Annotated in this window: 28 protein-coding genes; 4 read left to right on the top strand and 24 right to left on the bottom strand. The window is 36.3% G+C overall.

What is annotated here, in order from left to right; all coding sequences use genetic code 11:
* Positions 1-111 precede the first annotated feature (111 nt).
* The 3 genes from mnmE to ABGX27_02240 are packed head-to-tail and all read left to right on the top strand — an operon-like array spanning position 112 to position 2,757.
* Positions 112-1,509 (top strand): tRNA uridine-5-carboxymethylaminomethyl(34) synthesis GTPase MnmE, encoded by a 1,398-nt coding sequence (gene mnmE / locus ABGX27_02250; protein MEO2068318.1) that lies wholly within the window; start codon positions 112-114, stop codon positions 1,507-1,509.
* A gap of 2 nt (positions 1,510-1,511) precedes the next feature.
* Positions 1,512-2,402, top strand: a complete 891-nt coding sequence (locus ABGX27_02245; GenBank protein MEO2068317.1) for a peptidoglycan DD-metalloendopeptidase family protein — start codon at positions 1,512-1,514, stop codon at positions 2,400-2,402.
* The gene (locus tag ABGX27_02240; protein MEO2068316.1) at positions 2,380-2,757 is read left to right on the top strand and encodes a polymer-forming cytoskeletal protein; all 378 of its coding nucleotides are present in this window, start codon (positions 2,380-2,382) and stop codon (positions 2,755-2,757) included. Before ABGX27_02245 ends, ABGX27_02240 begins: the two co-directional genes overlap by 23 nt.
* Here ABGX27_02240 and ABGX27_02235 read toward each other — a convergent pair.
* From ABGX27_02235 to ABGX27_02140, 20 genes are all read right to left on the bottom strand, one after another.
* Positions 2,736-3,491 (bottom strand): 6-carboxyhexanoate--CoA ligase, encoded by a 756-nt coding sequence (locus ABGX27_02235; protein ID MEO2068315.1) that lies wholly within the window; start codon positions 3,489-3,491, stop codon positions 2,736-2,738. The two genes, ABGX27_02240 and ABGX27_02235, sit on opposite strands and share 22 nt — an antisense overlap.
* Positions 3,472-4,446 (bottom strand): mechanosensitive ion channel domain-containing protein, encoded by a 975-nt coding sequence (locus ABGX27_02230; protein MEO2068314.1) that lies wholly within the window; start codon positions 4,444-4,446, stop codon positions 3,472-3,474. Before ABGX27_02230 ends, ABGX27_02235 begins: the two co-directional genes overlap by 20 nt.
* 154 nt (positions 4,447-4,600) lie before the next feature.
* Positions 4,601-5,050, bottom strand: a complete 450-nt coding sequence (gene dtd / locus ABGX27_02225; protein ID MEO2068313.1) for a D-aminoacyl-tRNA deacylase — start codon at positions 5,048-5,050, stop codon at positions 4,601-4,603.
* A gap of 4 nt (positions 5,051-5,054) precedes the next feature.
* Entirely contained in the window at positions 5,055-5,666 is a 612-nt protein-coding gene (locus tag ABGX27_02220; GenBank protein MEO2068312.1) for a MarC family protein, read from the bottom strand.
* Positions 5,645-6,520: a UbiA-like polyprenyltransferase gene (locus ABGX27_02215; protein ID MEO2068311.1), complete on the bottom strand. Its 876-nt coding sequence runs from the start codon at positions 6,518-6,520 to the stop codon at positions 5,645-5,647. Before ABGX27_02215 ends, ABGX27_02220 begins: the two co-directional genes overlap by 22 nt.
* Positions 6,521-6,523: 3 nt before the next feature.
* Positions 6,524-7,318 carry an HAD-IIA family hydrolase gene (locus ABGX27_02210; GenBank protein ID MEO2068310.1) on the bottom strand — a complete coding sequence of 265 codons (795 nt, stop codon included), beginning with the start codon at positions 7,316-7,318 and terminating at the stop codon, positions 6,524-6,526.
* Positions 7,319-7,341: 23 nt separating this feature from the next.
* Complete coding sequence (locus tag ABGX27_02205; GenBank protein ID MEO2068309.1) at positions 7,342-8,547, bottom strand: dicarboxylate/amino acid:cation symporter; 1,206 nt, start codon at positions 8,545-8,547, stop codon at positions 7,342-7,344.
* A 54-nt stretch (positions 8,548-8,601) separates the two neighbouring features.
* Positions 8,602-9,447, bottom strand: coding sequence for a fumarate hydratase (locus ABGX27_02200; GenBank protein MEO2068308.1), 846 nt, complete (start codon positions 9,445-9,447; stop codon positions 8,602-8,604).
* A gap of 9 nt (positions 9,448-9,456) precedes the next feature.
* Positions 9,457-10,398, bottom strand: a complete 942-nt coding sequence (mdh, locus tag ABGX27_02195; GenBank protein MEO2068307.1) for a malate dehydrogenase — start codon at positions 10,396-10,398, stop codon at positions 9,457-9,459.
* Between the two features lie 123 nt (positions 10,399-10,521).
* Positions 10,522-10,926, bottom strand: a complete 405-nt coding sequence (locus ABGX27_02190) for a 4Fe-4S dicluster domain-containing protein (GenBank protein MEO2068306.1) — start codon at positions 10,924-10,926, stop codon at positions 10,522-10,524.
* 9 nt (positions 10,927-10,935) lie between these two features.
* A complete protein-coding gene (locus ABGX27_02185; GenBank protein ID MEO2068305.1) occupies positions 10,936-11,256 on the bottom strand; it encodes a hypothetical protein in 321 nt (106 codons plus the stop codon).
* Between the two features lie 6 nt (positions 11,257-11,262).
* The gene (locus ABGX27_02180; protein MEO2068304.1) at positions 11,263-12,348 is read right to left on the bottom strand and encodes a nickel-dependent hydrogenase large subunit; all 1,086 of its coding nucleotides are present in this window, start codon (positions 12,346-12,348) and stop codon (positions 11,263-11,265) included.
* Between the two features lies 1 nt (position 12,349).
* Positions 12,350-12,694 (bottom strand): NADH-quinone oxidoreductase subunit C, encoded by a 345-nt coding sequence (locus tag ABGX27_02175; protein ID MEO2068303.1) that lies wholly within the window; start codon positions 12,692-12,694, stop codon positions 12,350-12,352.
* On the bottom strand, positions 12,675-13,217 hold the full coding sequence (locus ABGX27_02170; GenBank protein ID MEO2068302.1) for an NADH-quinone oxidoreductase subunit B family protein: 543 nt from the start codon (positions 13,215-13,217) through the stop codon (positions 12,675-12,677). The genes ABGX27_02175 and ABGX27_02170 overlap by 20 nt, the downstream gene beginning before the upstream one ends.
* A 1-nt stretch (position 13,218) precedes the next feature.
* On the bottom strand, positions 13,219-14,061 hold the full coding sequence (locus ABGX27_02165; GenBank protein MEO2068301.1) for a complex I subunit 1 family protein: 843 nt from the start codon (positions 14,059-14,061) through the stop codon (positions 13,219-13,221).
* Positions 14,058-15,914: a proton-conducting transporter membrane subunit gene (locus tag ABGX27_02160; protein MEO2068300.1), complete on the bottom strand. Its 1,857-nt coding sequence runs from the start codon at positions 15,912-15,914 to the stop codon at positions 14,058-14,060. Before ABGX27_02160 ends, ABGX27_02165 begins: the two co-directional genes overlap by 4 nt.
* A 103-nt stretch (positions 15,915-16,017) precedes the next feature.
* A complete protein-coding gene (locus ABGX27_02155) occupies positions 16,018-17,259 on the bottom strand; it encodes a Ni/Fe hydrogenase subunit alpha (GenBank protein ID MEO2068299.1) in 1,242 nt (413 codons plus the stop codon).
* Positions 17,243-18,025 (bottom strand): NADH:ubiquinone oxidoreductase, encoded by a 783-nt coding sequence (locus tag ABGX27_02150; GenBank protein MEO2068298.1) that lies wholly within the window; start codon positions 18,023-18,025, stop codon positions 17,243-17,245. Before ABGX27_02150 ends, ABGX27_02155 begins: the two co-directional genes overlap by 17 nt.
* Positions 18,025-18,903: an FAD/NAD(P)-binding protein gene (locus tag ABGX27_02145; GenBank protein ID MEO2068297.1), complete on the bottom strand. Its 879-nt coding sequence runs from the start codon at positions 18,901-18,903 to the stop codon at positions 18,025-18,027. Before ABGX27_02145 ends, ABGX27_02150 begins: the two co-directional genes overlap by 1 nt.
* 2 nt (positions 18,904-18,905) lie before the next feature.
* Positions 18,906-19,961, bottom strand: coding sequence for a 4Fe-4S dicluster domain-containing protein (locus ABGX27_02140; GenBank protein MEO2068296.1), 1,056 nt, complete (start codon positions 19,959-19,961; stop codon positions 18,906-18,908).
* A gap of 198 nt (positions 19,962-20,159) precedes the next feature.
* Between ABGX27_02140 and coaD the strand changes: the two genes are divergently transcribed.
* Positions 20,160-20,669: a pantetheine-phosphate adenylyltransferase gene (gene coaD, locus ABGX27_02135; protein ID MEO2068295.1), complete on the top strand. Its 510-nt coding sequence runs from the start codon at positions 20,160-20,162 to the stop codon at positions 20,667-20,669.
* Here the strand turns inward: coaD and gpmI are convergent.
* From gpmI to ABGX27_02115, 4 genes are all read right to left on the bottom strand, one after another.
* Positions 20,666-22,246: a 2,3-bisphosphoglycerate-independent phosphoglycerate mutase gene (gene gpmI / locus ABGX27_02130; protein ID MEO2068294.1), complete on the bottom strand. Its 1,581-nt coding sequence runs from the start codon at positions 22,244-22,246 to the stop codon at positions 20,666-20,668. The genes coaD and gpmI overlap by 4 nt on opposite strands.
* Before the next feature lie 30 nt (positions 22,247-22,276).
* Positions 22,277-23,029 carry a tRNA pseudouridine(38-40) synthase TruA gene (truA, locus tag ABGX27_02125; GenBank protein MEO2068293.1) on the bottom strand — a complete coding sequence of 251 codons (753 nt, stop codon included), beginning with the start codon at positions 23,027-23,029 and terminating at the stop codon, positions 22,277-22,279.
* Positions 23,029-25,650 carry a [protein-PII] uridylyltransferase gene (gene glnD, locus ABGX27_02120; GenBank protein ID MEO2068292.1) on the bottom strand — a complete coding sequence of 874 codons (2,622 nt, stop codon included), beginning with the start codon at positions 25,648-25,650 and terminating at the stop codon, positions 23,029-23,031. The genes truA and glnD overlap by 1 nt, the downstream gene beginning before the upstream one ends.
* Positions 25,650-25,960 (bottom strand): phospholipase D-like domain-containing protein (locus ABGX27_02115; protein ID MEO2068291.1); only part of this gene is annotated, 311 nt, incomplete at its 5' end. The genes ABGX27_02115 and glnD, both read right to left, overlap by 1 nt.

The raw sequence follows: 25,960 nt of genomic DNA, 5'->3' as shown, positions 1-25,960 counted from the left end.
TACATTTTTGGCGTTATCTTTTCCTATGTATCCTACAATTCCACACATAGAATCCTCGTCCTTGTTTGTTAATGTTAGATTTATGATAGCACACAAAATTTTGGAGGTATTATGAAAGACTACTTTTGCGAAGACACCATAGCTGCAATTGGAACACCTATAGGAAAAGGAGCAATAGGGATAGTGAGAATTTCTGGAAATAACTCTCTAAAAATTCTTAAAGAAATTTTCAGAACAAAAAGCGGAAAGAAAAGGGAAAACTTCGAAGATAGAAAAATGCATTACGGGCTTATTGTTGACCAGAACGAAGAACCGGTGGATGAGGTTTTAGCTGTTTATATGAAAGCTCCAAAGACCTTTACAGGTGAAGATGTTGTAGAAATCCATTCTCACGGTGGGATAGTTATCGTTCGGAAAATTCTAAGACTCATCCTTACAAAAGGAGCTCGTCTTGCCGAACCTGGTGAGTTTACACTAAGAGCCGTTATAAACGGAAAAATAGATTTAGTCCAGGCAGAAGCTATCAATGAACTTATAAATGCCCAAAGTGAAACTGGAGCAAGATTAGCCCTTAAACAACTTGAAGGAAAGCTCTCTGAAAAGATAAAGAGTTTGCGAGATGAAATTTTGGAAATAAAAGCTTTCATTGAAGCAGCTGTCGACTTTCCAGAGGAAGACATTGAGGTTATGGAATATGGGAACGTCGCAAATAGACTTAAGAAGGTAATAAAGGAACTTGATAGATTGATATCCTCTTACAAGGATGGCAAAGTCTTAAAAGAAGGTATTAAAGTAGCAATAGTTGGTAGGCCTAACGTTGGGAAGTCTTCTCTACTTAATGCAATTTTAAAAGAAGAAAGGGCAATTGTTACGGAAATTCCAGGGACAACGAGAGACATAATAGAAGAAACAATAACCTTTGAAGGAATACCTATAAAACTTATAGATACTGCCGGTATAAGGGAAGCACAAGACAAGGTAGAAAAAATAGGTATTGAAAGAAGTCTAAAAAGCCTTGAGGAAGCGGATGTTATTCTTTTTGTCATTGACGGATCTTGTGGATATACAGAGGAAGACGAGAAAATAGCTAAGATTTTAAAAGAAAAGAAAAATGTCATTTTGGTTGTAAATAAAAGGGATTTAGGGTTAAGAGTCTCTTGCGAGGATTTAAAAAAATTGGGATTTAGATGTATAACTTTAAGTGCAAAAAGTCTAGAAGGAATAGAAAACTTAAGTAAGGAAATAAAAAGTCTTGTTCTTTTAGATCCAGAGACCGTATTTCAGGAAGAAGAAATATTAATCACTAACGAAAGACATAAAGAACTTCTTGAAAAAGCAAAAAATTCTCTAGAGAAAGTCCTTAACAGCATTCAACAAGGTTTTGAATCTCCTGAGTTTCTATCTATTGATCTTGATGAAGCTTTAGTAAACTTAGGGAAAATAGTTGGTTATGTAACTACAGAAGACATGTTTGATATAATCTTTTCCAAATTCTGTATAGGGAAGTAAAATTGAAGGATGGGAACAAAAATCTTCAACTAATACTAATTGAAGATGAACTTGGAAAAATAAAGAGATATCAATTCTCCAAGAAAAGACTTAAGTTTCTTATAAAGTTTACCTTTATATTCTTTTTTGTTTTGATGGTATATTCAATCTTCCTGACTTACCTTTCTTTCTCCTACTATAAAAGAACTGAGAAGGAAATATCCAGTTTAAGAAATGAGTTAGCTCAATATAAGGAGGAAAATAAACAGCTTAAAACAGAACTTTCTTCTTTAAAAGAGGAAAAAGAAAACGCTCTAAGCGAACTTGCAAAGCGGATAGAAATCATCGACTCCTTAATGAAAAAAGTGGGAGTAAAAATTTCCTCTGAAGAAGGCGGTAAGGGTGGTCTTGCTATACCAATCGACGAACTCTTAAAAAGAAAAGATATAGATATTTCATCTATTATTCCAAGTCTAGATTACATAATACATAACCTACGGACAATTCCTCTTGGATATCCTACAGTAGGAAAACTGACCTCCGATTTCGGTTTAAGACGAAACCCTATAACAAAAAGGATAGAGTTCCACTTGGGAGTTGACTTAGCCGGAACCTGGGGGACTCCGGTCAGAGCAACTGCTGATGGGGTTGTTGTTAAAACTGGCTGGTGTGGACCCATGGGGAAGTGTTTAATTATAAAACATAGCAAAGACTTTTCTACCTACTATGGACACTTAGCAAAGTTCTTCGTTAAGAAGGGAGATTTTGTAGAAAAAGGACAAATAATAGGAATGATGGGAAATTCGGGTAGAAGTACTGGTCCTCATCTTCACTATACAGTTAGGTTTAGAGATAAGGTTGTAAATCCTCTAACTTATATGGAGGTTTTTAATGATAGGGGGAAAGAAGAATAATAGTAGTGGAGAGATAAGAAGCATTCTTGGAGAAGGTTTAAGGATAAACGGTAATATTGTCGCAGAAGGGAAGGTAAGGATTGATGGCGAAATCGTAGGAGATGTAAAAGGCGACTATATCATCTTGGGAGAGTCTGGAAGAATAAAAGGGAACGTTCTGACCAATGAAATAGTAGTTATGGGAAGTATAGAAGGGAACATTCAGTCAGAGGAAGTTGAAATAAAATCATCAGGAAAGATCCAGGGAGATATTGTTACAAAAAAACTTTTTGTCGAACTTGGGGCAAGCATAGAAGGTCATGTGAAAACTGGTGATTTTAGTTCTAAGGAAGTTCAAATAGAGAATAAAGAATAGAATGGTTCTCCCTTTACTATAATAGGCTTCTTTTCTAAGTACTCAATAAAACTGGAAAGTTCTATATCTTTCACAAAAATAGCTCTTCCTCCGCGAGGAAGTCCTGGAGATTTTATATTCTTTATGCGAAAGTATCCTCTTCCTTTTATAGAAAAATACCCTGTTGTATAATCTGGATCATCAGAAACACAAAGTTCAGCTAGAACTCCCTCAAAGGAAAGAATTTTTGTAGATAGAGTAAGAGCCTCTTTTAAATTTTGAGTGTAACCTTTTCCTGCAACTTCTTTTAATTTTCTTTCTGTTTCTTTATCCATATCAAGGTAGGAAGCCCTTACTCCTCTTTCTTTATCAGGATCTAGCCTTTTCCCAGAAGGGACTTCAACAATCATTGCCCCTCTCATCGTAGGGCCTTTAAACAACCGTTCATAAATCTCTAATCCAAGATCAATAGGTATTCTTGCTAAATCAAAGAGTTTTTTTAGAACCTCGTAAGGGGATGTGAAACCTGTTATTTCAAAAATTGGTAGAGGGGAAATATAGACAATTTCTTCCTTTATCTCTTCTACTTTTAGATTTATAAAATCTGGCTTTCCTCTAGAGTGGTTAAGAGCTCTTTTTATAAGAGACATTGAAACTTTTTCTATCTCTTTCTCAGAAACTATTCTCTCAGCCCCAGATATGTGAAATCCATTTTTAGAACTTCTCATTTTTACACTATAAAGTTTCTTCTCCATCTTCTATCTTTACTTTTAATGGATTTCTGAACCAAACATCGCTTTGCGGATAAGGTATTTCTATGTTATTTTCTCTAAAGAGATTTGTAATTCTTTCATGTAAAATGGATTTTATTTCAAATGCTAAATCTTTCTTTTCAACGTAGTAAATTAACTTAAAAACTAAAGCACTATCTCCAAATTGAGTAAAGAAAACCGCAGGTGGAGGATCTTTTATAATACCTTTTACACCTTCAGTTGCTTTTAAAAGAAGCTCTTTTACCCTCTCTACATCCGTACCATAAGAAACTCCAACTTCTACAAAATCTTTCACTCTTGGATCAGGATATAGAGAGTTTTCTATTATTCCCTCGGTAAGTTTTGAGTTTGGAATTGTTATAAGGTTGTTTCCTGTAATCGTTAAGATTTTCGTTGTTCTAAGACCTATATCGTAAACATAACCTTCAACATCTATATCTTTTAGATATACTCTATCTCCTATTCTAAACTGTCTATCGGTTACTAAAAGAACACCAGAAATAAAATTCTTTATAGTATCCTGTGCTGCAAGACCTACAGCAAGAGAACCCACTCCTAAAGAAGCAACTAACGAGGTAACGTTAAGCCCAAGGTGGTCTAGAACTACTATAAATCCTATTGTAAAAACAAAGATGTTAATGAGTTTTGAAATCATTGAATAGTAAGTATCAACTAAAGGAGCTTCAGAAAGGGAAACTTTCTTCTTCATACTGTTTGAAAACTTCTCTAGAACAATCTCCAAAACTTTGATTAGTACAAATGAAATAATTCCTACGTAAAGGATAAAGAAAACTTTATCAATTATGCCTAAAGCTTTTTGTGGAAGTGGAATTTGTAAAATTGACAAGTTGAGAAAGAAAAGTGCCCAGAAGTAAGAAATCCAAATAGAGACCTTTATAACGAGTTTTTCTATTTCAGAAAGTTTACTGTCCTTCAAAAAAATCTTTAGAAGAATTTTCTTTAATAATCTGTGGGATTTCAGGGAGATTAAAGAAAGGACAAAAAACAAAATAAATAAGATCAACTCACTATGAAGCCACAACGGTAATAAGTCCACTAAGCGACTTAATATGGAATTCATCTATTCCCCTTTAAGAAAAGTCTTTACTATCTAGTATGAAAGTAACGGGACCGTCATTTACAATATGAACCTTCATATCAGCACCAAATATTCCCGTCTGTACTTCTATCCCATATTCTTTACATTTTTCAATGAAACGTTTAAACATCTCTTCTGCTTTATCTGGGTCTTCTGAAGATTGAAAACTTGGTCTTCTCCCTTTTCTACAGTCAGCTGCCAGAGTAAAGTTTGGTACAACGAGCAAAGATCCGTTAACGTCTTTTAATGACAAGTTCATCTTTCCAGTAGAATCTTCAAAAATACGCAAGTTAACGATTTTATCCACCATTTTGTCTACATAGGAATTAATATCTCCTTTTTCAAATCCTACTAAAACAGCTAGTCCATGTTTAATCTCTCCTACAGTTTCACCAGCTACTACAACTTTTCCACTCAAAACTCTCTGTAAAACCACCTTCATCTTATCACCCTTGTATCCAGAGATGTTTTACTCCATCTACGACAAATTGGGAACCTAGGGCACCAACAAAAAGTCCAAATACTCTAACACTAACATTCACCCCTGTTGTTCCCAATTTTTTAGCAAAGATACCTGCATTTTTAAGAGTAAAATATATGATAACTACTGATATAAGAAGTGCCAATAATAAAGACAGTTCTTCCAATATAGATCTAGTTTCTTCTTTAAAAATTAAAACAGTGGTAAAAGCTCCCGGTCCAAAAAGAATAGGAATTCCTAGAGGAATTATAGAAATGTCCTCTTTTTCCATTGCAGCTTCGCCTTCTTCCTGGGTATGTTTAGTTCTAGGTGGATTTGCCTGAAGCATTTGAAAAGCCATATGTAAAAGAATTAGTCCTCCAAAGATTTTTATACTGAAGATGTTTACTCCTATTAGCTTTAAAAACTTCTCTCCTGCAACCATAGTTACTATAAATGCTACTAAAACTGTCATAGATGTTCTAAAGGCAACCTTTTCTATTTCTTTCTGACTTTGAATCAAACTTGCAACAACTATTGCAGCAAATATTGGATCAACGACTATTAAAGTAGAAATTAGATACTTGAAAAGCTCCATTCTATCTTCCATATGTAGTTAAGCATGGTAAAAAAGAAAATCGTTAAACTTATGTATCCATTAAGGTTAAAAAAAGCGTAGTCTATCTTACTTCTATCTTTAGAAATTATCCTATGTTCTTTAGCCATTAAAATTGCTGACATTACCAATCCCAAGTAGTAAAAAAGACCTAAATTTTCTAGGATACCAACCGTAATTAATGCTAAAAGGGTTAAAAGGTGGAACAACTTAGAAAGAATTAATGCCTTTTCTTCTCCCAAAACAGCAGGTATAGAGTACAATCCCTCTCTCCTATCAAATTCAACATCTTGAAGAGCGTAGATAATGTCAAACCCTGCTACCCAAAGAGCAACAGAAAGAGAAATTAAAATTGCACTTAAGGAGACATCTCCTTTAACTGCCACCCATGCCCCAAGAGGTGCTAAGGCAACGGCTATTCCAAGAACTATATGGCAAAGATAAGTAAACCGTTTTGTAAAGGAGTAAAGAACAAGAACAAAGATTGCTATAGGTGAGAGCTTCAAAGCCAAAGGATTTAGCTTATAAGCGCTAAATACCATTAAAAGAAATCCAACAATTGCCAAAAGTGCTGCTTCCGTTTTTTTAACAAGTCCTTTTGGAATGTGTCTATCTGCTGTTCTTGGGTTCTTAGCGTCAATTTCTGCATCTATTAAACGATTAAGGCTCATAGCTGCCGTTCTTGCTCCAAATAGGGCTAAAACGATCCAAAAAATTTGGTAAAGGATGGGAAAACCATTTGCAGCAATAAGGCTGCTAGTTAAAGCAAAAGGAAGAGCAAAAACGGTATGTTCAACTTTTATCATTTCCATATAGAGTTTAATTCTTTTTAGCATCTTTTAACCTTCCAAAAACTTTTTACACTCTCCAATGTGAAGAAAAACATAGTCTGGATGAAGATCCTTATCTATTTTTTCCAAAATGGTTTTGTCTTTATACTTTCCACTTAAGACAAAGACCGTTTTAAAGCCAGTAACTTTTTTACCTTCAGCAAGATCCGTGAATGGGTCATCACTAACCATATAGATTTTACTTACATCCTTTATTCCAAGTAATTCAAAAGCTCTTTCAAAGTATTCCCTTGAAGGTTTTCCGAAAGATGTAACCGCTTTTCCAGATGCGTAAGAAAGGGCAGCAGCTATTGCTCCAACGCTTGGACCAACAAGTCCATCAGGATCAAGTATAAGTCTATTCATATGGAAAGAAAAAAGCTTAGCATCGTTAACAACAAGAGCGGATGTAGCTACTTTTAACTTAGCATAATTAATTTCTCTATCCCTTCCAACAACTACAGCATCAACTTTATAATCGTTTCTGACTTCAAAACCTTCCTCTTGGAAAAACTCTTTTATTTTTTCAGTTCCAAGAAAGTAAATAGATTTAACATTCTCTTTCTTAAGGAAGTTAGAGGCTAAAAGACTTGGAGTGATTACCTTACTTTCATCTACATTAAATCCTTTAGAGTTTAAAATCTCTATCAACTTTTTAGGTTTTTCGGTTGAGTTGTTGGTAGCAACTATCCAAGGAATACCTTTTTCATCTAAAAAATGAGTAAATTCTAGCGCCTCTGGTATTGGAGTATAGCTTTTATCTTTAACAAGAGTTCCTTCTAAATCGATAAGAAAACCAATCATTTTGTTCCTCCTACTATTTCTCTTTAAAAACTTTTCTTAGTATATCTGTCAACAATAGCTGCTCCCATAGCGTCTCCTAAAACGTTTACCGAGGTTCTACACCTGTCTAAAAACCAATCAATAGCTAGAATAAGTCCCACTGCTTCTTGTGGAACACCCACAGCTTGAAGAACCAAAACCATTGTTACAAGACCTGCTTCAGGGATTCCTGCCGCTCCTATAGCAGCTAAGGTTGCAGTTAAAAAGATAATCAGATAGTGAGAAAGAGAAAGATCCATACCGTAAGCTTCTGCCAAAAATATAACAGCCACCGCTTCGTAAAGGGCTGTTCCATCCATATTAATGGTGGCACCTAAGGGTAAAGTAAATTCTGCTATAGTTCTTTTAACTCCTGCTGATTCAACGCTTTTTAAGGTAATAGGAAGCGTAGCAGAAGAAGAAGCTGTCGCAAAGGCAGTTAAAAGAGCTTCTTTAACCTTTGCTACGAAAGAGTAAGGATTTTTACCTGTTAATAGATAGTAGAGAAAAGGTAAAACAATTGCAGCATGAATAAATAAAGCCAAAAGAACAGTTAGAACATATTTACTAAGCGAGATGATAACAGGTACTATTGCCTTTGCCCCACCTAAGGAAGCAATTTTCGTAGCAATCAGTGAAAATATACCTACTGGGGCAAAGTTAATTATCCATTCGGTAAGCTTTAACAAAGCTACATCTAGCTCAGAGATTATAGAATGGAGTTTTAACTTCCTTTCTCGTTCTATAGATAGGAGAGCTAAGGAAAACAGAATAGTTGATACTATGACTGGTAAAACATCAAACTCAGTAAGAGCTTTAAAAATGTTTGGAGGAATTAGACTTACTATCAAGTCATGTAAACTGAAGCTTACCTCCTTATTAAAAGGAATCTCTGTCTTTAGAGATATATCTTCTCCTGGTTTTATGAGTACTACTGTGAAAATTCCAATCGAGACAGCTATCGAAGTTGTAATAATGTAGTAAAGAAGAATCTTTGTCCCAAGCTGTTTAAATCTGTTTATTGTTTCCATATTAAGAATTGAGTTCGCAATGGAAATGATAATAAGGGGTAGAACTACCATTTTTAACGCGTTCAAGAATAGTTCACCAATAAAAGAAGTAGCTAACGCAAAATCTTCTAAATAACCTCCAACAAGAAATCCAAGGATGACTCCTGCCACCATAAAGAAAAGAAATCTTTTGTTATGCATCTTAACCCCTTGAGTTATTTAGGATATAGGCTGCCTCTGAGGCAGCCTGATAGATTAGAGTTCAATCTCTTTATGACGGGATGCGTGACACTGGATATTTACTGCAACAGGGAGGGAGGCGATGTGGCAGGGATACCATTCTATCTTAACATCAAGGGCTGTTACTTTTCCTCCAAAGCCTGCAGGACCGATACCAAGCTTGTTTATTTCCTCCAAAAGTTCTTCTTCAAGTTTTGCATACCTTGGATCGGGGTTCCTGTGTCCTATTGGTCTAAGGAGTGCCTTTTTAGCAAGGTAAGCTACTTTTTCAAATGTGCCTCCAATACCAACCCCTACTATAATTGGAGGACATGGATTAGGACCAGCATTACTTACAGTTTCTATTACAAACCTTTTAACCCCCTCTAAACCATCGGCAGGTTTTAACATTGCAAGGCGACTCATATTTTCACTACCGCCACCTTTTGCAGCCATAGTAATCCTTACTTTATCTCCCGGAACGATTCTATAATGGATTACAGCTGGGGTGTTATCACCAGTATTTTTCCTATCAAAAAGAGGATCACTTACTATAGACTTTCTTAAATAACCTTCAGTATACCCTTCAGCTACTCCTTTATTTATAGCATCCTCTAAACTTCCACCAACAAACCTTACATCTTGTCCAACTTCAATGAAAATTACAGCAAATCCTGTGTCCTGACAGTAAGGGATCTCCTCAGTAGCTGCTATCCTTGCATTCTCTTTAAGTATGTCAAAAACGTTTTTTCCAACCGGAGAAACTTCCTTTTCTTTTCCCTCTTCAAAAGCCTTTAAAACATCGGAGGGTAGAAAATAGTTAGCTTCCATACAAAGCTTTTTTACAGCTTCTTTTACTTTATCTACATGAATTTCTCTCATTTTTCTCCCCTAAAGAGGTAGTTTCTCAACAAGTCTTCTTACAGACTCAACAGACTTTCTCCATTGTTGCCATTCATCTTCTTCCAAGTCAAGTTTTATTATTTCCTCAACTCCATTCTTTCCAAGGATTATTGGCACGCCAACGCAGAGGCCAGAGGCGCCGTAGTATTCTCCAACTTCTCCATCAAGGTAAACACTTGCGGAAAGGATTTTTCTCTTGTTCCAAAGAATAGATATAACCATCTCTAAGATGGAAGCTGCTGGAGCATAGAATGCACTTCCGGTTTTTAGAAGCTGAACAATTTCACCACCACCAAAACGTGTTCTTTCTATTATTTGGTCAAGTTCAGAAGGGCTTAAAAATTTATCAACAGGAATTCCACTGACAGTAGTATATTTCTTGAGAGGAACCATATCATCACCATGTCCCCCAATTACAAAAGCCCTAATGTTTTCAACGGATATCTTTGTCTTTTCAGAAATAAAGTAAGCAAATCTTGCAGAATCTAAAACTCCTGCCATTCCAAGAACTCTCTCTTTTGGAAAGCCTGTTACCTTCAAAGCTGTATATGTCATTGCATCTAGAGGGTTTGTCACCACTATAACAAAAGCATTTGGAGAATACTTTTTAATTTGTTCAGAAACACTTTTTACAATTTCAAAATTCTTAAATAAAAGGTCATCTCTACTCATTCCAGGTTTTCTTGGAAAACCGGCAGTAATGATTACAACGTCGGAATCGGCTGTATCTTCATAATTTCCCGTTCCAACAACGTGAGCATTAACTCCAAGGATTGGAGATGCTTCCATAATATCAAGAGCTTTTCCTTTTGCTATACCTTCATTTATGTCTATTAACGTAATGTCTGCTGTTTCTCTTCTTGCCAGAAGGAGAGCCAAGGTAGCGCCAATATTTCCTGCCCCAACTATCGTAATTTTTTTTCTATCCAATTTTTCCCTCCAGAAGAATTTTTTAAAAAGTGATTTTATTTTAACATTTTGGATTGAATGAGAAAGGAAGTGAAAAAATAAAACGAAGGCGGAGGGAGGACCGCCACGAGGGAGGAATCTATATTAAGCTTTTTTCTTTTTCTTAGAAGCCAACCATTTTTTCTTTGTTTCGTCTGCTTGTTTTTCAAGTTCGTCCCAATTAGGGATTGTTTCTTCTGTAGCTGGTTCTGCAACTTCTTCAACTTGGGTTAGACATCCAGGCTTTGGACAAGCTCTTACACACTCTCCACAGTAAATGCAAAGGTATGGGTTGTAATGGTACTCTTTAGAACCATCTTCATTATACGTAAACCTTATCGCTCCAGGAGGACAAACTATTTCGCACTTCGTGCAGAAAATACAAAGTTCTTTTTTGTAGACAATTAAACCTCTATAATTAGGAGGTGGCGGAGATGGTTCTAGAGGATATTTAACAGTAGCGGGCTTCTTAAAAAGGTTCTTTAAGGACTCTATTAGCATATCTTTCATAGCTTCCTCCTAATTAAACAATCTGTTGTAAAGTTCATTAACTTCTGAGTCCTTTAGTTTAGTGTGGCATTCTACACACTTTTTCAAGACACTATGTGCTAAAGATAGTTTCATTACCTTATTTACCGAGTGGCAATCAAAACAATCCGCTCCACACTTGCTATTAAAACTTTTTTCTTCATGTTTCGGATGACAATCTGTACATGAAGATAAGACCTTATGATTACTGTCCTTAGGTATGTTTACGTGACATTGATAGCAGTCACTACTACAAGCCCAAGCAACATAAGAAGAAAGAAAAAGAGAGAGGAGAACAATAAGTCCTCTCATTCGTATTTACCTCGCAGTACAAGAAAGACATGGGTCAAAGCTAATAACTGTTGCTGGAACATCTGCATAATCCATTCCAATAAAGAGTTCTTTCATCACAGGAATGTTTGCAAAGGTTGGAACTCTAATTCTTAATCTATCAAGTATCATCTTCTTACTTGCCTTTACATAGTAAAAGAGTTCTCCTCTCGGAGCCTCTACTCTTGCTAAACTTTCACCGTCAGGAAGACCTTTAACAGGAACCTTTATGTCTCCCTCTGGCATTCCATCTAAGGCATTAAAGACCATATCTATAGCGTTGAGAGTCTCTTCTGCTCTAACCAAGTTTCTAGCGTAAATATCACCTTCGTTTCTTACAATAAGTTTATAACCCACTTCCTTAAATGGTAAGTAGTTAAATTCATTTCTCACATCTGTTGCTAATCCTGAAGCCCTAGCAGGAGGTCCTACAACATTGAGTTCTTTTGCCATTTCTGGAGTAATTACACCAATACCTTTCCACCTAAGCTTTATAGTGTAATCGTTTTCAAAAACATCCTTTAACCACAAGGTCTTCTCTTTAAGTACTTTCAACTTTTCTCTAAGCTCTTTTTCTACTTCAGGAGTAATATCTCTATTCACTCCACCAACTGTCGCATAGTCAAACTGAACCCTGTTTCCTGTAACAAGCTCTAAAAGCTCCATTACAAGCTCTCTGTCTCTAAACGTGTGCATGAAGAGGTTTTCATATCCTGCTACTTCTGCTAGGTGGCCCATTGCAAGAAGATGGGAATGGATACGGTCAAGCTCGCTAACAATCAGTCTTAGATACAAGGCTTTTCTCGGAACTTCTATTTCCATTAACCTTTCTATGGCAGTTACATAGCCAAGAGTGTGTGATATAGCACAAAGACCACAAACTCTTGCAACTACATAACCTATCTGCATATACTTAAACTTTGTCATACAAGCTTTTTCAATTCCCCTGTGAACGTATCCGACATCTACTTCAACATCTACGATTCTTTCGTTTTCTGTCTGAAAAACAAACTTTATCGGTTCAGGTAAAGCTACGTGCTGGCTACCGAAAGGTATCGTAATTTTGTTTCCCATCTTAACCTCTCCTCAAAGGTGCTTTTGGACTATCAGGATCAAGGAATAATCCTTTCTTAGCTCCTTCTACGTTTAAACCCAAAAGGTCAGCAAGTTCCCACTCTGCAATCCAAGCAGAGGGGATGATATAAGTAATAGTAGGAACTTCATCATCATAGTTTGCTTCTGCTGTAAATACCTTGAAAACTTCTTCTTCGCCATATTTTGTAAAAAACCATTTAAGCTCTACTTTTCCCCCAATATCTGTTCCGTTAACAGTAATAAAATGCCACTCCTTAGGATCATAAAAATCCTTTATTGCCCTTCTTATCTCCCTAAGAGGAACTTTAATCTCTTCCACTTTCATAACACCTCCTTACACCTTCAGCTACAATTTTCCTTCTGTTAAGCTGCTTGTCGAGAATATACTCAACATTTCCGACACATTTTTTGGATAGCTGAAGGTCTTTCTTCTTCTTTTCCAAGATTTCCAAAGCTTTAACTACTCCATCTATTATGCTTTCAGGTCTTGCAGCACAACCCGGAACATAGACATCAACAGGGATGAACTTATCAACTCCGTTTTCTACGTTATACATTCCTCTAAAGACTCCTCCCGTGCAAGCACACGCCCCTACTGCTACGACAACTTTTGGTTCTGGCATTTCCATGTATAACCTGATGAGTCTTTCTCTTGCTCTTTTTGTTACTGGACCTGTTACAAGTAAGATATCAGACTGTTTAGGGTTCCCTCTATTCAGGATTCCAAATCTTTCTACGTCATACTTTGGAGCAAGACACGCTAAGATCTCAATATCACATCCGTTACAGCTACCAGTATTGTAGTGAAGTATCCACGGGGACTTCTTTCTAAACTTTTTTAGATCCATCTTATGCCCTCCAAAGTGCTAGTAGCATGAGGTTAATAACAGCTAGTGGTATAAGAATGTACCAGTGAAAAGCGACCATCTGTCTGAAGTTTACTCTTGCTGTAGCGTTATCAATCAAGTTAACGATAAAGAAGGCAAGAATTGCAAGTAAGACTCCTAAAAGGTAGTTCTTTCCTGCAAAAAGGAAAACAAAAAAGAATGCATATACGTACTCAATCCACTTAGCTGTATAAACCGCTTCATAAAACTTTCCAGAGTACTCTATCTCTGGACCACCGATGATTTCTTGGTGAGCTTCCGCTATATCAAAAGGAGACTTCTTTAAAACAGCTGGAAGAGTTAATAAGAAAGCAATGAATATTAAAGGTAAATAAAGAATAGGCATTGTTTCTGCTTTTAGAAGTTCAGAAACTTGGAAGGTTCCATTTACAAGGTAAAGTCCTACAGCAGCAAGAACGAATATTGGCTCGTAAGCTAACATATGAATGAGTTCTCTCATTGCTCCTACAACTGAGTATGGAGATCTAACGCTAAATCCACCAACGACTAAGAAGGCTAAAGAAAGAACATGGAAGAAAATAGCAATTAGAATATCTCCTCCTGAGATCAGAACATAGAGGGAAAACCAAGTACCGATCAAGTACATAATTCCCATGAAGGCGTGGAACGAATGAATAATAATGGATCTTTTATCCATTAGTTTCAAAAAATCATAGAAAGGCTGAAGTAATGGTGGTCCTTGACGATTTTGCATTCTTGCCCTTACTATCCTTTCAAATCCATAGATAAAACCACCGATAACTGGAGAAAGGATCGTCAGGATTAAAGCCAACTCTTTGCTCATACTAGACCACCTCCTAAGATGAGTGTGAGAATAAAGAATGCAATAGCTATTGTTTCAACAAATGGCTCTATCCTAGATACACAGAAGAAGTTATAGGTTCCAATAGAAAGATTTACGTTCTCTCCACATGTGTACTCGTAAACTCTGTCTGCTTTGAAGTGAACAAAGTATGCAAAGACAGGAACAATCATTAGCAGAATGATTGCACCAATAATTTGCCAATCGTAGATCTGAGAAGTAGGAGTTACAAGTGTCAGACCATCAGCTTTAATGTTCGCAAACTCTCCTGTTATAGCTTTAACAACAGGATTTATAAAGTCTGTAGATACGCGGGCTATAAAAAGAGATCCAACTATTGTAAAGATAACATAGATACCTGTTGTAAAGAGATAAAGGAAAGGAAGTTTTTCAAGTTTAAATTTTGTGAACTCTCCACTCTTTCTACTTAGTACACCAATAACCTTAAAGTAGAGAAGGGTAAGAATAACTCCCCCAATTGTGATGAAGATAATAGAAGCAATGTAAGCACCATGTGTGAGGAAGTTTGAAGATTCTTCAAGTGTGATCCATTTAGCGATAAATATACCATATGGAACGATTGTCATGCTCATGAATCCAAGAGCAATAAAGAATACTGTAAGAGGTGCTTTTTCTATAAGTCTTCTCATCTCTTCAATGTACTTAACATGGAATACTTTTTCCATAATACCTGCTTCAAGGAAGAGAAGGGCTTTAACAATTCCATGGAAGAGAATTAAAAGTATTGATGCTAGTATCGCTACTGGGCTTCCGATGCTTGCTGTTAACATCATCAAACCAAGAAGAGAAATTGTAGAGTAAGCAAGAATCTTCTTAAAGTTGTCTTGAGTTAAAGCTAAAAGACCTGCTGCTACAAAAACGAAACCGGTTGTTGTAATTAAAAGCTTGGCAAGAAGAGTTCCTTTTATAACTGGAGAAATTCTAAGAATTAAATAAGGAGCAACTTTAACCATTGTTGCAGAGTGAAGGATTGCACTAACTGGTGTTGGAGCAACCATAGCTCCTAGGAGCCACTTATGGAATGGCATTTGAGCGCCTTTTACAAGAGCAGAGATTGACAAAAATCCAAGAGGAATCATAGAAATAGCAGCAGCATTCATGTTTAGAATATCCGTAAAGTTGTATACATGGTAGTGCTTAATAGCAAATAGAAGTCCTACAAGAATTGCAATACCACCGACTTGGTTCATCCATAGGGCTCTAAGAGCATTTTTTATGGAGATTTCATCCCATCTAAACCTAATTAGGATGTAAGACGCTAGTGTAGTAGTTTCGAAAAGTGCAAAGAACCACTCAATATTGTTAACAGAAGCAATAAAGTTCATTACTCCTAGGAACCAGATTAAGATAGCTACAAAGCGGTTTTCCCTATCAAGGTTTTCTTGTTCCATATACTTAGTAGCATAGATACAAATAATTGTTCCAACAACTGCCACAAGTAGGTACATGAATGCTGTAAGCTTATCTACATAGATAGGAGGTGTATCAGTTGGAGGAAGTATCATAAGAACCCATGTTAAAAGGAAAATCTGAGCTACTGCTAAGATAGAAACTAGAAAATTTCTAAACTTAATACCTTGATACAAGAAGTAACCAAGTAAGAGATAGTCAAAAACTGTTATAGCTGTTTCTACCCAATGGGGTGTTTCAACAAAAAATGGTAAATCTGCATTCCAAACCTTAAAGGCCAAGTAGGTTAATACGGGTAGAGATAGGAAGGTTACAAATTGCCTAAACCTGTGGCTTGGGGATAAGAATACTGCCAGCGCAAATATCCATGGCAGGACAATAAGCAGCCCGACTGCTTGCGCCATTCTTTCACCTCCTTACTTTCCTGAAGACAGTGTAGTTTATTTATTTTCTAAAGATCTCAACAAGGTTTTCTTCTCCACCAAACTGGTGGACAGCACAGGCAATTCAGGGATCATAAGCTCTGATAAGCATTTCTGCCTTCTTCTTAAGATCTTCATTTTCAGCATCTTTAGATCTTTCCACCAAGGTTCCTAAATTTTCCTCTATTATTGCTTGCAGTTGAGCAGTTGGAGTAATTATGTTAGCCGATGTACACCTTCCATTTTCGTCAAAGGTATACTTATGGAAAAGAAGCCCTCTTGGAGCTTCTTTAATTCCGTAACCTGTTCCAGCTTTTGGCTTTACTTCAACTTCTCCTTCAAAAGGATAAGCCTCAATAAGTTTTTGGCAGATTTCCACTCCCTCTAGGGCAAGTTCGAGCATCTCAACAGCCCTTGCCAGGTTGGAGTGAAGAATATTTTCTGAAGGAAACTTTGTCTTTAAGTTTCTTAGAACTTCTTTCGTTTCCGATCTTAATGTATCTACGTAGTGGTTTACTCTTGCAAGTGGACCTATCAAGAAAGGCTTTCCTTTTATTGTAGAGTATTTAGCGGTACTGTAGGAAGATGTTTTTTCTTCAATGAAAATTTCATACTCCTTCTTTGTAAACAACGTCCCATCAGAGAGTATCAACTCGTTTCCCAAAATTGAAAACTTCTCACTGTTTATACACAGTGAAAACGGAGGTTTTTCGTTGTACTGAGGATAGTGGAAAGAATCAAAGAGGGACACTGTTGCTTTTATTTCAGGTATTACCTTGTAGAGTTCATCTTGGATTTTCTGAAGTTGTTCTTTTGTAGGTACAGATTTGAAACCACCAGCAAGAATATTTTCACCATGAACCGTTTTTCCACCTATTAATTTCATTATTCTATTTCCAACTTCCTTGATATGGAAACCTCTTTTCACAACGTTTGGATAATCTTTAGCCATTGCTAAAGCTGATGGATATCCCATATAATCTGGCAGAGCCAAGAAATAAAGGTGTAAAGCATGACTTTCTAGGTATTCACCGACAATTAGAAGCTTTCTAAGAAGATCTATTTCCTCTGTAACCTTTACATCAAAAGCGTCTTCAATTGCTGCAATTGAAGAAAGTCTATGGGATACATAGCAGATACCGCATATTCTTGAAACTATTTTTGGAATTTCGTTATAGAGTCTTTCTCTTGTAATATATTCAAAGAACCTTGGACCTTCGGTGAACCTTAACTTTATTTCTCTTAATTTGTCATTTTCTATTACTATATTTACCGCTCCGTGCCCCTCAACACGGGTCAAGTGATTTATGTTAAGCTCCCTTTTCATCTAAATCACCCCTAAAGAGTTTTGATATCCTATCCTGAGCTTGTTTACCTCTAAAGACCTTAATAAACTTGAAAGCATCTTCCCTCTTTAGACCATTTCTCTCCAAGATGGATACCATTTCGTTGTAGTTTGGAAAATCGCAGTCTCCTCTACAACCCTGACAGCCAACTCCTTGAGAAGTACAAGGTGCTCCACATCCGGAAAAGCTAATAGGACCTTGACAAGGAATTCCTTTAAGAGTCAAGCACTCTGTTTCTGAAAGCTTACATTCATGACAAACAGGAATTTTGGGGAAGAAAGGTTTAACTCCGTTGAGTAAGAACGCTACAGCATAAACAAACTGTCTTTTATCCAAGGGACAGCCAGGAAGTTCATAATCTACCTTAACAACCTCAGAAACAGCTCTTGGCTTTGAAATTTTAACAGGAAGCTCTGTCGTTCCATAGACTCCTTTGATCATTTCTTCTAAGGAAACTTCGTCGTTCCTTTGGGACTGAACTCCTCCATAACACGCACAACTACCTACTGCAACAAGAATTTTCGATATTTCTCTTCCTTTCTTCACCTTTTCTTCATCTAAATCTGTCGTTACTGAACCTTCTACGAAAAGGACATCAAATTCTTCAAAGCTGTTGTTATCCTGAGCTAAAGGAAAATAACTAAACTCAACTCTTCCAAGTAACTTATAGATAGCATCTTCACAGTTAAGAATTTCACACTGACAACCTGAACATCCTGTTAGTCCCATAATCCCTATCTTCACCATCAGATCATCTCCGGAAGGTTTTTTGTATCCCAAAGAGGGAATATTGGGCCATCAACACATGCAAACTTGTATCCAATTTGACAATGACCGCACTTTCCTATACCACATTCCATTTTTCTTTCAAGAGAAACAAAGATCTGACTTTCCGGATAACCACATCTAATTAGTTCTTTTCCAATGAACCTGTATGCAACTGGAGGACCACAAACTGCAACGTAAGTTTCCTGAGGGTCTAGATCAACTTCTGGAATGAGTTCTGTAAGAAGCCCTTCTCTATCAGTCCACTCTTTATCTTCTTCACTTTCAAATCTATCAAGTATGTATAGACATTTAATATCGTTTCTTTCTTTAAGTCTTCTTAATTCATCCTTATAAAGAACACTCTTGTAGTTTCTTGTTCCGTAAAGGATATAGACATCTTTGTAAAAATGCCTTTTATCTAAAATGTACCAAATGAGAGAACGCAGAGGTGCTATTCCAAGACCTCCAGCAATGATCAGAACATTATGTCCTTCCATTATTTCTACCGGGAAACCGTTTCCGTAAGGTCCTCTTATCGCGACGAGATCACCTGGGCGCATTTCGTGAAGGACTTCTGTTTTTCTCCCAACCTTTCTAACGGTTAACTCTATCGTTCCCTTCCTTGTGGGAGAAGAGCAGATTGAGATCGGAATCTCACCTGCCTTTGGAACAGTTAGCATTACAAACTGACCGGGAATATGGGTCCACTTTTCATTTACTTCATCATCGATAAATAAGAAGGAGAACTTCTTGTGGTCAGGCGCTAAATCTTCTATGTCTGTAATTAAAGCCTTTTGTGGCTTGAAAGGATCAACTGGAAGAGGTTTGGTTAAAAGTTTCTCAAAACTCTTTTTCATCTTTAACACCTCTTAGTTTTTTCAATACCTCTTAGTTTCTTGAGAGTCTCCACCATACTTATCTTGGCAGGACATTCAGCAGAACACCTACCACATCCAACACATCCAAGTTTCTCTATCTGGTATGGATACCCTACAAACTTGTGATAGTAACGGTGTTTAAACCTTGAAGCTACTGTCGGCTTAAAGTAGTGTCCTCCAGCTACCAGTGAATAGTAAGGATATTGACAGGAAGTTGTAAACTCTATTCGTGCTATCTTTTTACCCGTAAGATCAGGCATATCCACGGAGGTATAGCAGAAACAAGTCGGACAAACATTTGTACAAGTTCCACAGCCTAAGCATCTTTTTGCCTCTTCTTCCCAAACTTCTGAATCGTATTCAAGCTCTATAACTTGAGAGATTCTTCCTAAATCAGGAATGTTTTCCAAATCAAATAAGAGTTTTTTCTCTGAAGAGGTGTTTTTATAAAGATTGAGTTCTTCCTTGGTAATTTCTCTAAAAAGATTTCTTAAGGAAATGACTATCTCATCTCCCTTGGGACTTCCAATTGTAACAAAATAACTTTCTCCTATGTCCGTTAGGAATAAATCCCAGTTAGCTCCATCAGGGAAGGCAGTACCTGTTGAAAGGCAAAAGCAGTACTTATCGGGTCTACAAGATACACCTATAAGTACCGTTTTTCTTCTAACTTCTAAGTACCTTGGATCTGGATTTTCTTTAAGGTAAATGGAGTCCAAGATAGATATTCCATGAAGATCGCAGGAGTGCACCCCAAAGATTACTTGATTTTCAGGGGAAAAACTCGTTCTGAACTCCAAAGTACCTACATCGTAAGAGAAACGTTCCCTTCTGTAAGGAATCAGAAATTTCTTTGGCGGAAGAATCGTTCTTGTATAGTTTACTTCCACTTCAGAAACATCGCTTATAACATCAAAGTAGAGCTTCTCTTTTTTCTTCTTGGGTGCAATAAGCGTTCCAAACTTTTTTAATCCTTCCAAAAAGACAGGAAGGTTTTCCTTAGGAAGAATCTTTGCTTTGTCTATATGGAATTCCAACCTTAGTACCTCCCTACAGGTTCCTTTAAAATTTATTTATATAAAAATTCCTTGATAGAGTCAAGGGTTATAAATCTAACATATTAATCATGCAATAATCTTAAGTTACTAGATTACCTTACCTAGCTACTCCATTTCAATTTTACAAAATTGTAAAAAATTTGTAAAATTCCCGCAAAAAAGCTGTGGAGAGAGATGATTAAGAAAGCAATTTACCCCGGAACTTTTGACCCAGTTACACTTGGACATCTCGATATAGTGAGAAGGGGAATCGAGATATTTCAAGAACTTGTAGTTGGCATTGCGGAAAACCCTAGAAAGAAACCCCTATTTTCCTTAGAAGAAAGAAAAGAAATGTTTGAAGAAAGTTTAAGAGAAATAGGGCTTTACGATAAGGTGAAAGTAAAAACTTTTAATACTCTTCTTGTTGAATTTGCAAGAAAAGAGGGTGCTGTAGCTATCTTGAGGGGAATAAGGATTATTTCCGATATGGATCACGAATTTACTATGGCTTCGATAAATAGGAAGCTATACCCGGAAATAGAGACAGTATTCTTGATGCCTTCTGATGAATATGCATACCTTTCTTCTTCTGTTGTTAGGGAGATTGCTTTCTACGGAGGAGATGTATCCCCGTTTGTAACAAAGTCTGTTGAAAAGAAACTCAGAGAAAAAGTAAAGTCCCTCCAAAGAGGAGGGAACCTTTAAAAGTTTCCTTCAACTATGACATCTCCTGTCATTTCAGAAGGAATATCTATTCCGAGAATGTGAAGTATTGTCGGGGCTATGTCTCCAAGAATACCTATAACCGGAATACCATTGAATTCAGAAGGAATTTCCACATCTTTCTTTTCCCTTCTCTTTACATCGTAAGCGCCACAAGATCCTTTTACAACAATGAAAGGAACGTAGTTGGTAGTATGGGCAGTCCAAGGATTACCGTTTTCATCCACCATTTTTTCGGCATTTCCATGGTCAGCAGTAATGATACAAATTCCACCTTTTTCCAGTGTTGTTTTTACTACTCTTTTTAAACAGCTATCAATAGTTTCTATTGCCTTAATAGCAGCATTTAGATCTCCTGTATGTCCAACCATATCAGGGTTTGCATAGTTTAAAACAATGAGTTTATATTTACCGGTTTCTATTTTTTCAACAACCTTGTCTGTCACTTCTAAAGCGCTCATCTCTGGTTTTTGGTCATAAGTAGCAACTTTTGGAGAAGGAACAAGAATTCTTTCTTCAAGAGGAAATGGTTCTTCTTTTCCTCCATTAAAGAAGTAAGTTACGTGGGCATACTTTTCTGTTTCGGCAATTCTTAACTGCTTAAATCCAAGGTTTGATATAACCTCTCCCAATACGTTCTTTAGATCCTGTGGTGGAAATGCTACATCGAAAGGAAAAGTCTCATCGTAGAGAGTCATTGTTGCCACATAAGAAGGTTTTACTACTTTTTCTCTACTAAATCCTTCAAAATCTTCTTTTCCTAAAGCAGAAACTATCTGTCTCATTCTATCTGCTCTAAAGTTGAAAAAGAACAAAACATCTCCATCTTCTACAAGACAATCTTTTGAGATAACGTAAGGTTTTACAAACTCGTCAGTTTCTCCTCTCTCATAAGCCTCCAAGAGTACCTCTATTGGGTCGTTTTTAACATCTCCCTCTCCCAACACCATACAGTTATAAGCTTCTTGAGTTCTATCCCACCTTTTGTCTCTATCCATGTAGTAGTAGCGACCACCAAGGGTTGCTATTTTTCCTACGCCAAGCTCTTTTATCTTCTTTAAAAGTTCCTCTAGATAAACTTTTGCACTCTTTGGAGGGGTATCTCTTCCATCTAAGATTGCATGAACACAAACTTTTTCTAAACCTTCCTTCTTTGCAGCTTCAAGCAAGGCAAAAAGGTGCTTTATGTGGCTATGAACTCCTCCATCGGATAAAAGTCCAATAAGATGAAGCTTTGTTCCCTTTTCTTTCGCAGTATTTATAGATCTTTTAACAACAGGATTTTCAAAAAATGTTCCATTCTCAATAGACTTTGTAATTCTTACGATATCTTGCCAAACAATTCTTCCAGAACCTATGTTCATATGACCAACTTCAGAATTTCCCATCTGTCCTTCAGGAAGTCCAACTGCCTCTCCTGAAGCTTTCAAAAGTCCTTTCGGATAAGTAGTCCATAAGTAATCCCAGAAAGGAGTATTGGCTAAAGCAATAGCATTTCCTTCTTTTTTAGGTTCATAACCAAAACCGTCAAGGATAACCAAAGTTACAAACTCTGCCATTTTCTACTCCTTTCTAATTGAAAATTGTTCTCAATAAGGATAGTCTTCGTAGTAAACTTTTTCAAGGTATAGGCCGTCAGGTGGTGCTAAAAACGGTGCAAATTTTCTATCTCTCTTTTCTCTTATTTCTTTCACTTCTTCTGGAGAAAGTCTTCCTTTTCCTACTTCTATTAAAGTAGCTACCATTATTCTTACCATGTGCCGCAAGAATGATCTTCCAAAAAACAGAAACTCTAAAATATCACCTTCTTTTCGTATTTCTATTGAGTCTATTGTTCTAACAGGATTTACTTCTTTCTTTCTGTCTTGTTTTGAAAAAGAGGTAAAGTCGTAAGTTCCTACAAGATATTTCTTTGCTTCTTTCATAGAATCTAAGTTTAAATCAAAAGGAACGAACCAAGAACGCTTGTATTCAAAAGGACTTGGAACTTTCCTTGTATATACGCGATATCTATACCTTTTTCCTTTTGCAGACCTTCTTGCATCAAAATCAAGAGAAACTTCTCCAATCTCTATAATTTTTATATCCTCAGGAAGAAGTCCATTTAAAGCAGACTGGATTCTAAAGAGGGAAATATCCTTAGTGGTTTTAAAGTTTGCTACCTGTCCAAGAGCGTGAACTCCTGCATCGGTTCTACTGGCACCAGTTAGTTTGATTTCGTGCCCTAATATTTTTTCCAAGACTTCAACTATTTTTCCTTGAACTGTAGGTCTTCCTTTTAATATCTGCCAGCCGTAATAGTTGGTTCCTAAATATTCTATTGTTAGTTTAATGTTTCGCATTACTTAACCACTTCCAGTATTCTCTCTTTTATCTTTTCCAAAAGTTTCTCATCTTCTATTTTTTTGTAGTCTATATCAGTAACATAAAAACTGTCTATAACTCTATTTCCCTCTGTAGCGATTATTGCTCTCCTTAAACGAGTATTCATGTCAATTAAAATTTTTGTAATTGCATAAAGAACTCCAAGCCTGTCGTAGGTGGATACTTCAACAATAGTATATTTATCGGAAGTCTTGTTATCTATCTTTACTTTATTAATCGGCATAGGAACATTTTTCCTAAAAGTCTTTGGCTTCATGAGACTTTGAGGTAGGTTATCTGGATCAAATGTACCTTCATATAGTTCCTTTAATATTTCTTTAAATCTTTCTATTCTTTCTATTGGTAAAGCCTCTCCCGTGGCTGTTGAAACGTGGATAGTATAGACCATACAATCGCAAGAGTCTTCTATAGCTCTATCTATGTTAGCTCCCTTAATGTTTATACCCAAGTAAGACAGTATTCCTGCTATTTTATTGAATAGTCCTCTTCTATACTTTGTAATTATCGTTAACTTTGTAAATCCTATATCCAAATAGTTTTCATGGTAAACAGCATAATCTTTATTTTCTCTTCTAATCTCTCTCATCAAAATTAAATGCTTTGCGATCTCTTCAGATGGGTAAGTAACCAAATAGTCGATATCTGCATTTTTAAAGAATCTTTCTACGGATTCTTCTCTAATTTTTCCTTCAAGTAATCTTTTTACTTTTTCTTTTCTTCTTTTGAGCTTTTCTGAAATTAGTTCTTCTATACTCTTTCCTTGAGAAAACATTAAAAGAGTAGTGTTGAATAGGTTCCAAAGGAGAGAACTTTTCCACTTGTCCCAAGCTCCTGGTCCAACAGCTTTTATGTCTGCATAGGTCAAAAGGAAAAGTTTTTTTAACCTGTCTTCTGTTTGACAAGTTTCTTTAAAGTTTTTAATAAGCTCTGGATCGGATATATCCCTTCTAAAAGCTAAATGGGACATTAGAAGGTGATTTTTTACAAGCCAGGCCACTTCCTCTATTTCTTCTTTGGAAAATCCCATCTCACTTAAGTACTTCCTTGCAAGTCCTGAACCGACTATCTCGTGCTTTCCAGGTTTACCCTTACCAATATCGTGGAAAAGAGCTGCTATATAAAGAAGGTGCTGATTTTCCAGATCTTGTAGTATCTCAAAGAATCCTTGTTTTTCTCTTACGGATGTAAGGTTAGTTCCCTTCTCCTCTATTTTTTCTATTTCTCTTACTGTAAAAATTGAATGAATGTCCGTTGTAAACTTGTGGTAGGTATCAAACTGAAAATGACCTCTAAGCCTTTCGAAGTCAGGAATTAAAGCTCCTAAGACTTTACAGTTATGCATTAATTCTAGCGTATAAGAAAGTCTTTTATTTTTCTTAAGAATCTCTTTAAACTGGCTTAAAACTTCTTTTTTTCTAAATTTTTCCTTATTGGTTTCTGCAGAAATCTTGAATAAAGAAAAGGTGTTCGCTGATAGCTCCAATCCTTTTTCCTGGACTAGCTTAAATCCTTTTAAGACTAAGGAAGGACTCTTTACTAGCTCCCCTTCCTTTTCTTCTTCAACATGGAGAACGTTTTTTTCTATGTAGAAAACATCTTCTATTAATTCTTTAGGAGAGTTAAATATGGAGTGAAGGGAAAACTTGTTCTCTCCTTTTTCCAGCTCTTCAATAGATGCTTTTATTATCTCTTTGCTTATCACAGCTAAATCTTGTGCTGCGTTAAAGTAGTTCTTCATAAAGCTTTCTATACCTTTTCTGCCTTTGGGAAAACCGAAAAAGTCTGCAACTACTTCTTGCATCTCAAAAGAGAGGATATCGCTCTTTCTCTTTGTTGTAATGTGAAGGTGGTTCCTGACTCTCAAAAGAAAATCGTAGGCAGAAATCACATCTCTAAGACTTTTCCAATCAAGAATTTTCTTATCTAAGAAACCTTTATAACTATCTATGGAGAAAACTATTTTGGCTATCCAGAAAGCCTCGTGTAGATCTCGCAATCCCCCTTTACTTTCTTTAACGTTTGGTTCTTGGTAGTAGACTGTACCATAAAATCTCTTATACCTTTCATTTCTTGAAATTACTATTTCTTCTACTAAAGATTTCTTGTTCTTAGAAACAAATTTATTGAACTCTACGCTAAACTTTTCATCAAGTTCTTTAGAACCCTCTAAAAATCTTCTTTGGAGAACATTTGTAAATACCGAAAGATCTTCCTTTGCAAGTTCAAACGTTTCCTGAATACTCCTTGGAGTAAAGCCAAGGTCAAGCTTTAAAGAGAGTAGGAAGTAATAAAAAGCCTCTATGTCTTCCAGATGGGAGTCTGTGAGTTTCCCATCATAAACGAGATTAACATCTATGTCAGAATGAAAGTTTAGTTCTCCCCTTCCATATCCTCCAAGAGCGTAAAAAACGACAGGAATATCCCATTTTTCAAAAAATAGCTTAAAAGCGGGTTTTAAAACAGTGTCAAGAGCTTTCCTTAGTTCATCAGCAACAAGAAACCCTGTTTCTTTCTGTAAATGAAGTTTTTTTATTCTTTCTCTTTCTAAAAAGAACTTTTCTTTTAAACTATCAAGCATCAGTTAGTTAACCTTGCCAACTCCCAAAGTTTTTCAAAGTTCTCTTGATAAAGTTTCACGATAGATGGAACATTTTCTAAAATAATTAGATTTTCATCATTTCTCTTCTCGGCACTCTTTGTCCAGTTAAAACTTCCAGTAATTAGAACTTTGCCGTCAATAATTGCGTACTTGTGGTGCATTAAACCACCACCTGTTCCTCTCTTTACCCTTACTGGGATCCCATACTTAACAAGATAGGGGTAAGCAGAACTTCTATTCTTTGCACCGCTTTCATCCATAACTACTCTTACTTTTACCCCCCTTTCAT

It is taken from the genome of Desulfurobacteriaceae bacterium (assembly GCA_039832905.1).
Lineage (GTDB): Bacteria > Aquificota > Aquificia > Desulfurobacteriales > Desulfurobacteriaceae > Desulfurobacterium.
This window is presented reverse-complemented; position numbering and strand designations above follow the sequence as displayed.

What these genes read in the sequence shown, in the direction of transcription:
- glnD (MEO2068292.1), bottom strand. Translation starts at nt 25,650, where the DNA reads ATGCTTGATAGTTTAAAAGAAAAGTTCTTTTTAGAAAGAGAAAGAATA.
- ABGX27_02150 (MEO2068298.1), bottom strand. Translation starts at nt 18,025, where the DNA reads ATGGTGAAGATAGGGATTATGGGACTAACAGGATGTTCAGGTTGTCAG.
- ABGX27_02165 (MEO2068301.1), bottom strand. Translation starts at nt 14,061, where the DNA reads ATGAGCAAAGAGTTGGCTTTAATCCTGACGATCCTTTCTCCAGTTATC.
- ABGX27_02220 (MEO2068312.1), bottom strand. Translation starts at nt 5,666, where the DNA reads ATGGAGCTTTTCAAGTATCTAATTTCTACTTTAATAGTCGTTGATCCA.
- dtd (MEO2068313.1), bottom strand. Translation starts at nt 5,050, where the DNA reads ATGAAGGTGGTTTTACAGAGAGTTTTGAGTGGAAAAGTTGTAGTAGCT.
- ABGX27_02205 (MEO2068309.1), bottom strand. Translation starts at nt 8,547, where the DNA reads ATGCATAACAAAAGATTTCTTTTCTTTATGGTGGCAGGAGTCATCCTT.
- ABGX27_02215 (MEO2068311.1), bottom strand. Translation starts at nt 6,520, where the DNA reads ATGCTAAAAAGAATTAAACTCTATATGGAAATGATAAAAGTTGAACAT.
- ABGX27_02200 (MEO2068308.1), bottom strand. Translation starts at nt 9,447, where the DNA reads ATGAGAGAAATTCATGTAGATAAAGTAAAAGAAGCTGTAAAAAAGCTT.
- ABGX27_02185 (MEO2068305.1), bottom strand. Translation starts at nt 11,256, where the DNA reads ATGAGAGGACTTATTGTTCTCCTCTCTCTTTTTCTTTCTTCTTATGTT.
- gpmI (MEO2068294.1), bottom strand. Translation starts at nt 22,246, where the DNA reads ATGGCAGAGTTTGTAACTTTGGTTATCCTTGACGGTTTTGGTTATGAA.
- ABGX27_02235 (MEO2068315.1), bottom strand. Translation starts at nt 3,491, where the DNA reads ATGGAGAAGAAACTTTATAGTGTAAAAATGAGAAGTTCTAAAAATGGA.
- ABGX27_02180 (MEO2068304.1), bottom strand. Translation starts at nt 12,348, where the DNA reads ATGGGAAACAAAATTACGATACCTTTCGGTAGCCAGCACGTAGCTTTA.
- ABGX27_02175 (MEO2068303.1), bottom strand. Translation starts at nt 12,694, where the DNA reads ATGAAAGTGGAAGAGATTAAAGTTCCTCTTAGGGAGATAAGAAGGGCA.
- ABGX27_02145 (MEO2068297.1), bottom strand. Translation starts at nt 18,903, where the DNA reads ATGAAAAAGAGTTTTGAGAAACTTTTAACCAAACCTCTTCCAGTTGAT.
- ABGX27_02170 (MEO2068302.1), bottom strand. Translation starts at nt 13,217, where the DNA reads ATGGATCTAAAAAAGTTTAGAAAGAAGTCCCCGTGGATACTTCACTAC.
- truA (MEO2068293.1), bottom strand. Translation starts at nt 23,029, where the DNA reads ATGCGAAACATTAAACTAACAATAGAATATTTAGGAACCAACTATTAC.
- ABGX27_02155 (MEO2068299.1), bottom strand. Translation starts at nt 17,259, where the DNA reads ATGAAAAGGGAGCTTAACATAAATCACTTGACCCGTGTTGAGGGGCAC.
- ABGX27_02210 (MEO2068310.1), bottom strand. Translation starts at nt 7,318, where the DNA reads ATGATTGGTTTTCTTATCGATTTAGAAGGAACTCTTGTTAAAGATAAA.
- mnmE (MEO2068318.1), top strand. Translation starts at nt 112, where the DNA reads ATGAAAGACTACTTTTGCGAAGACACCATAGCTGCAATTGGAACACCT.
- ABGX27_02240 (MEO2068316.1), top strand. Translation starts at nt 2,380, where the DNA reads ATGATAGGGGGAAAGAAGAATAATAGTAGTGGAGAGATAAGAAGCATT.
- ABGX27_02160 (MEO2068300.1), bottom strand. Translation starts at nt 15,914, where the DNA reads ATGGCGCAAGCAGTCGGGCTGCTTATTGTCCTGCCATGGATATTTGCG.
- ABGX27_02190 (MEO2068306.1), bottom strand. Translation starts at nt 10,926, where the DNA reads ATGAAAGATATGCTAATAGAGTCCTTAAAGAACCTTTTTAAGAAGCCC.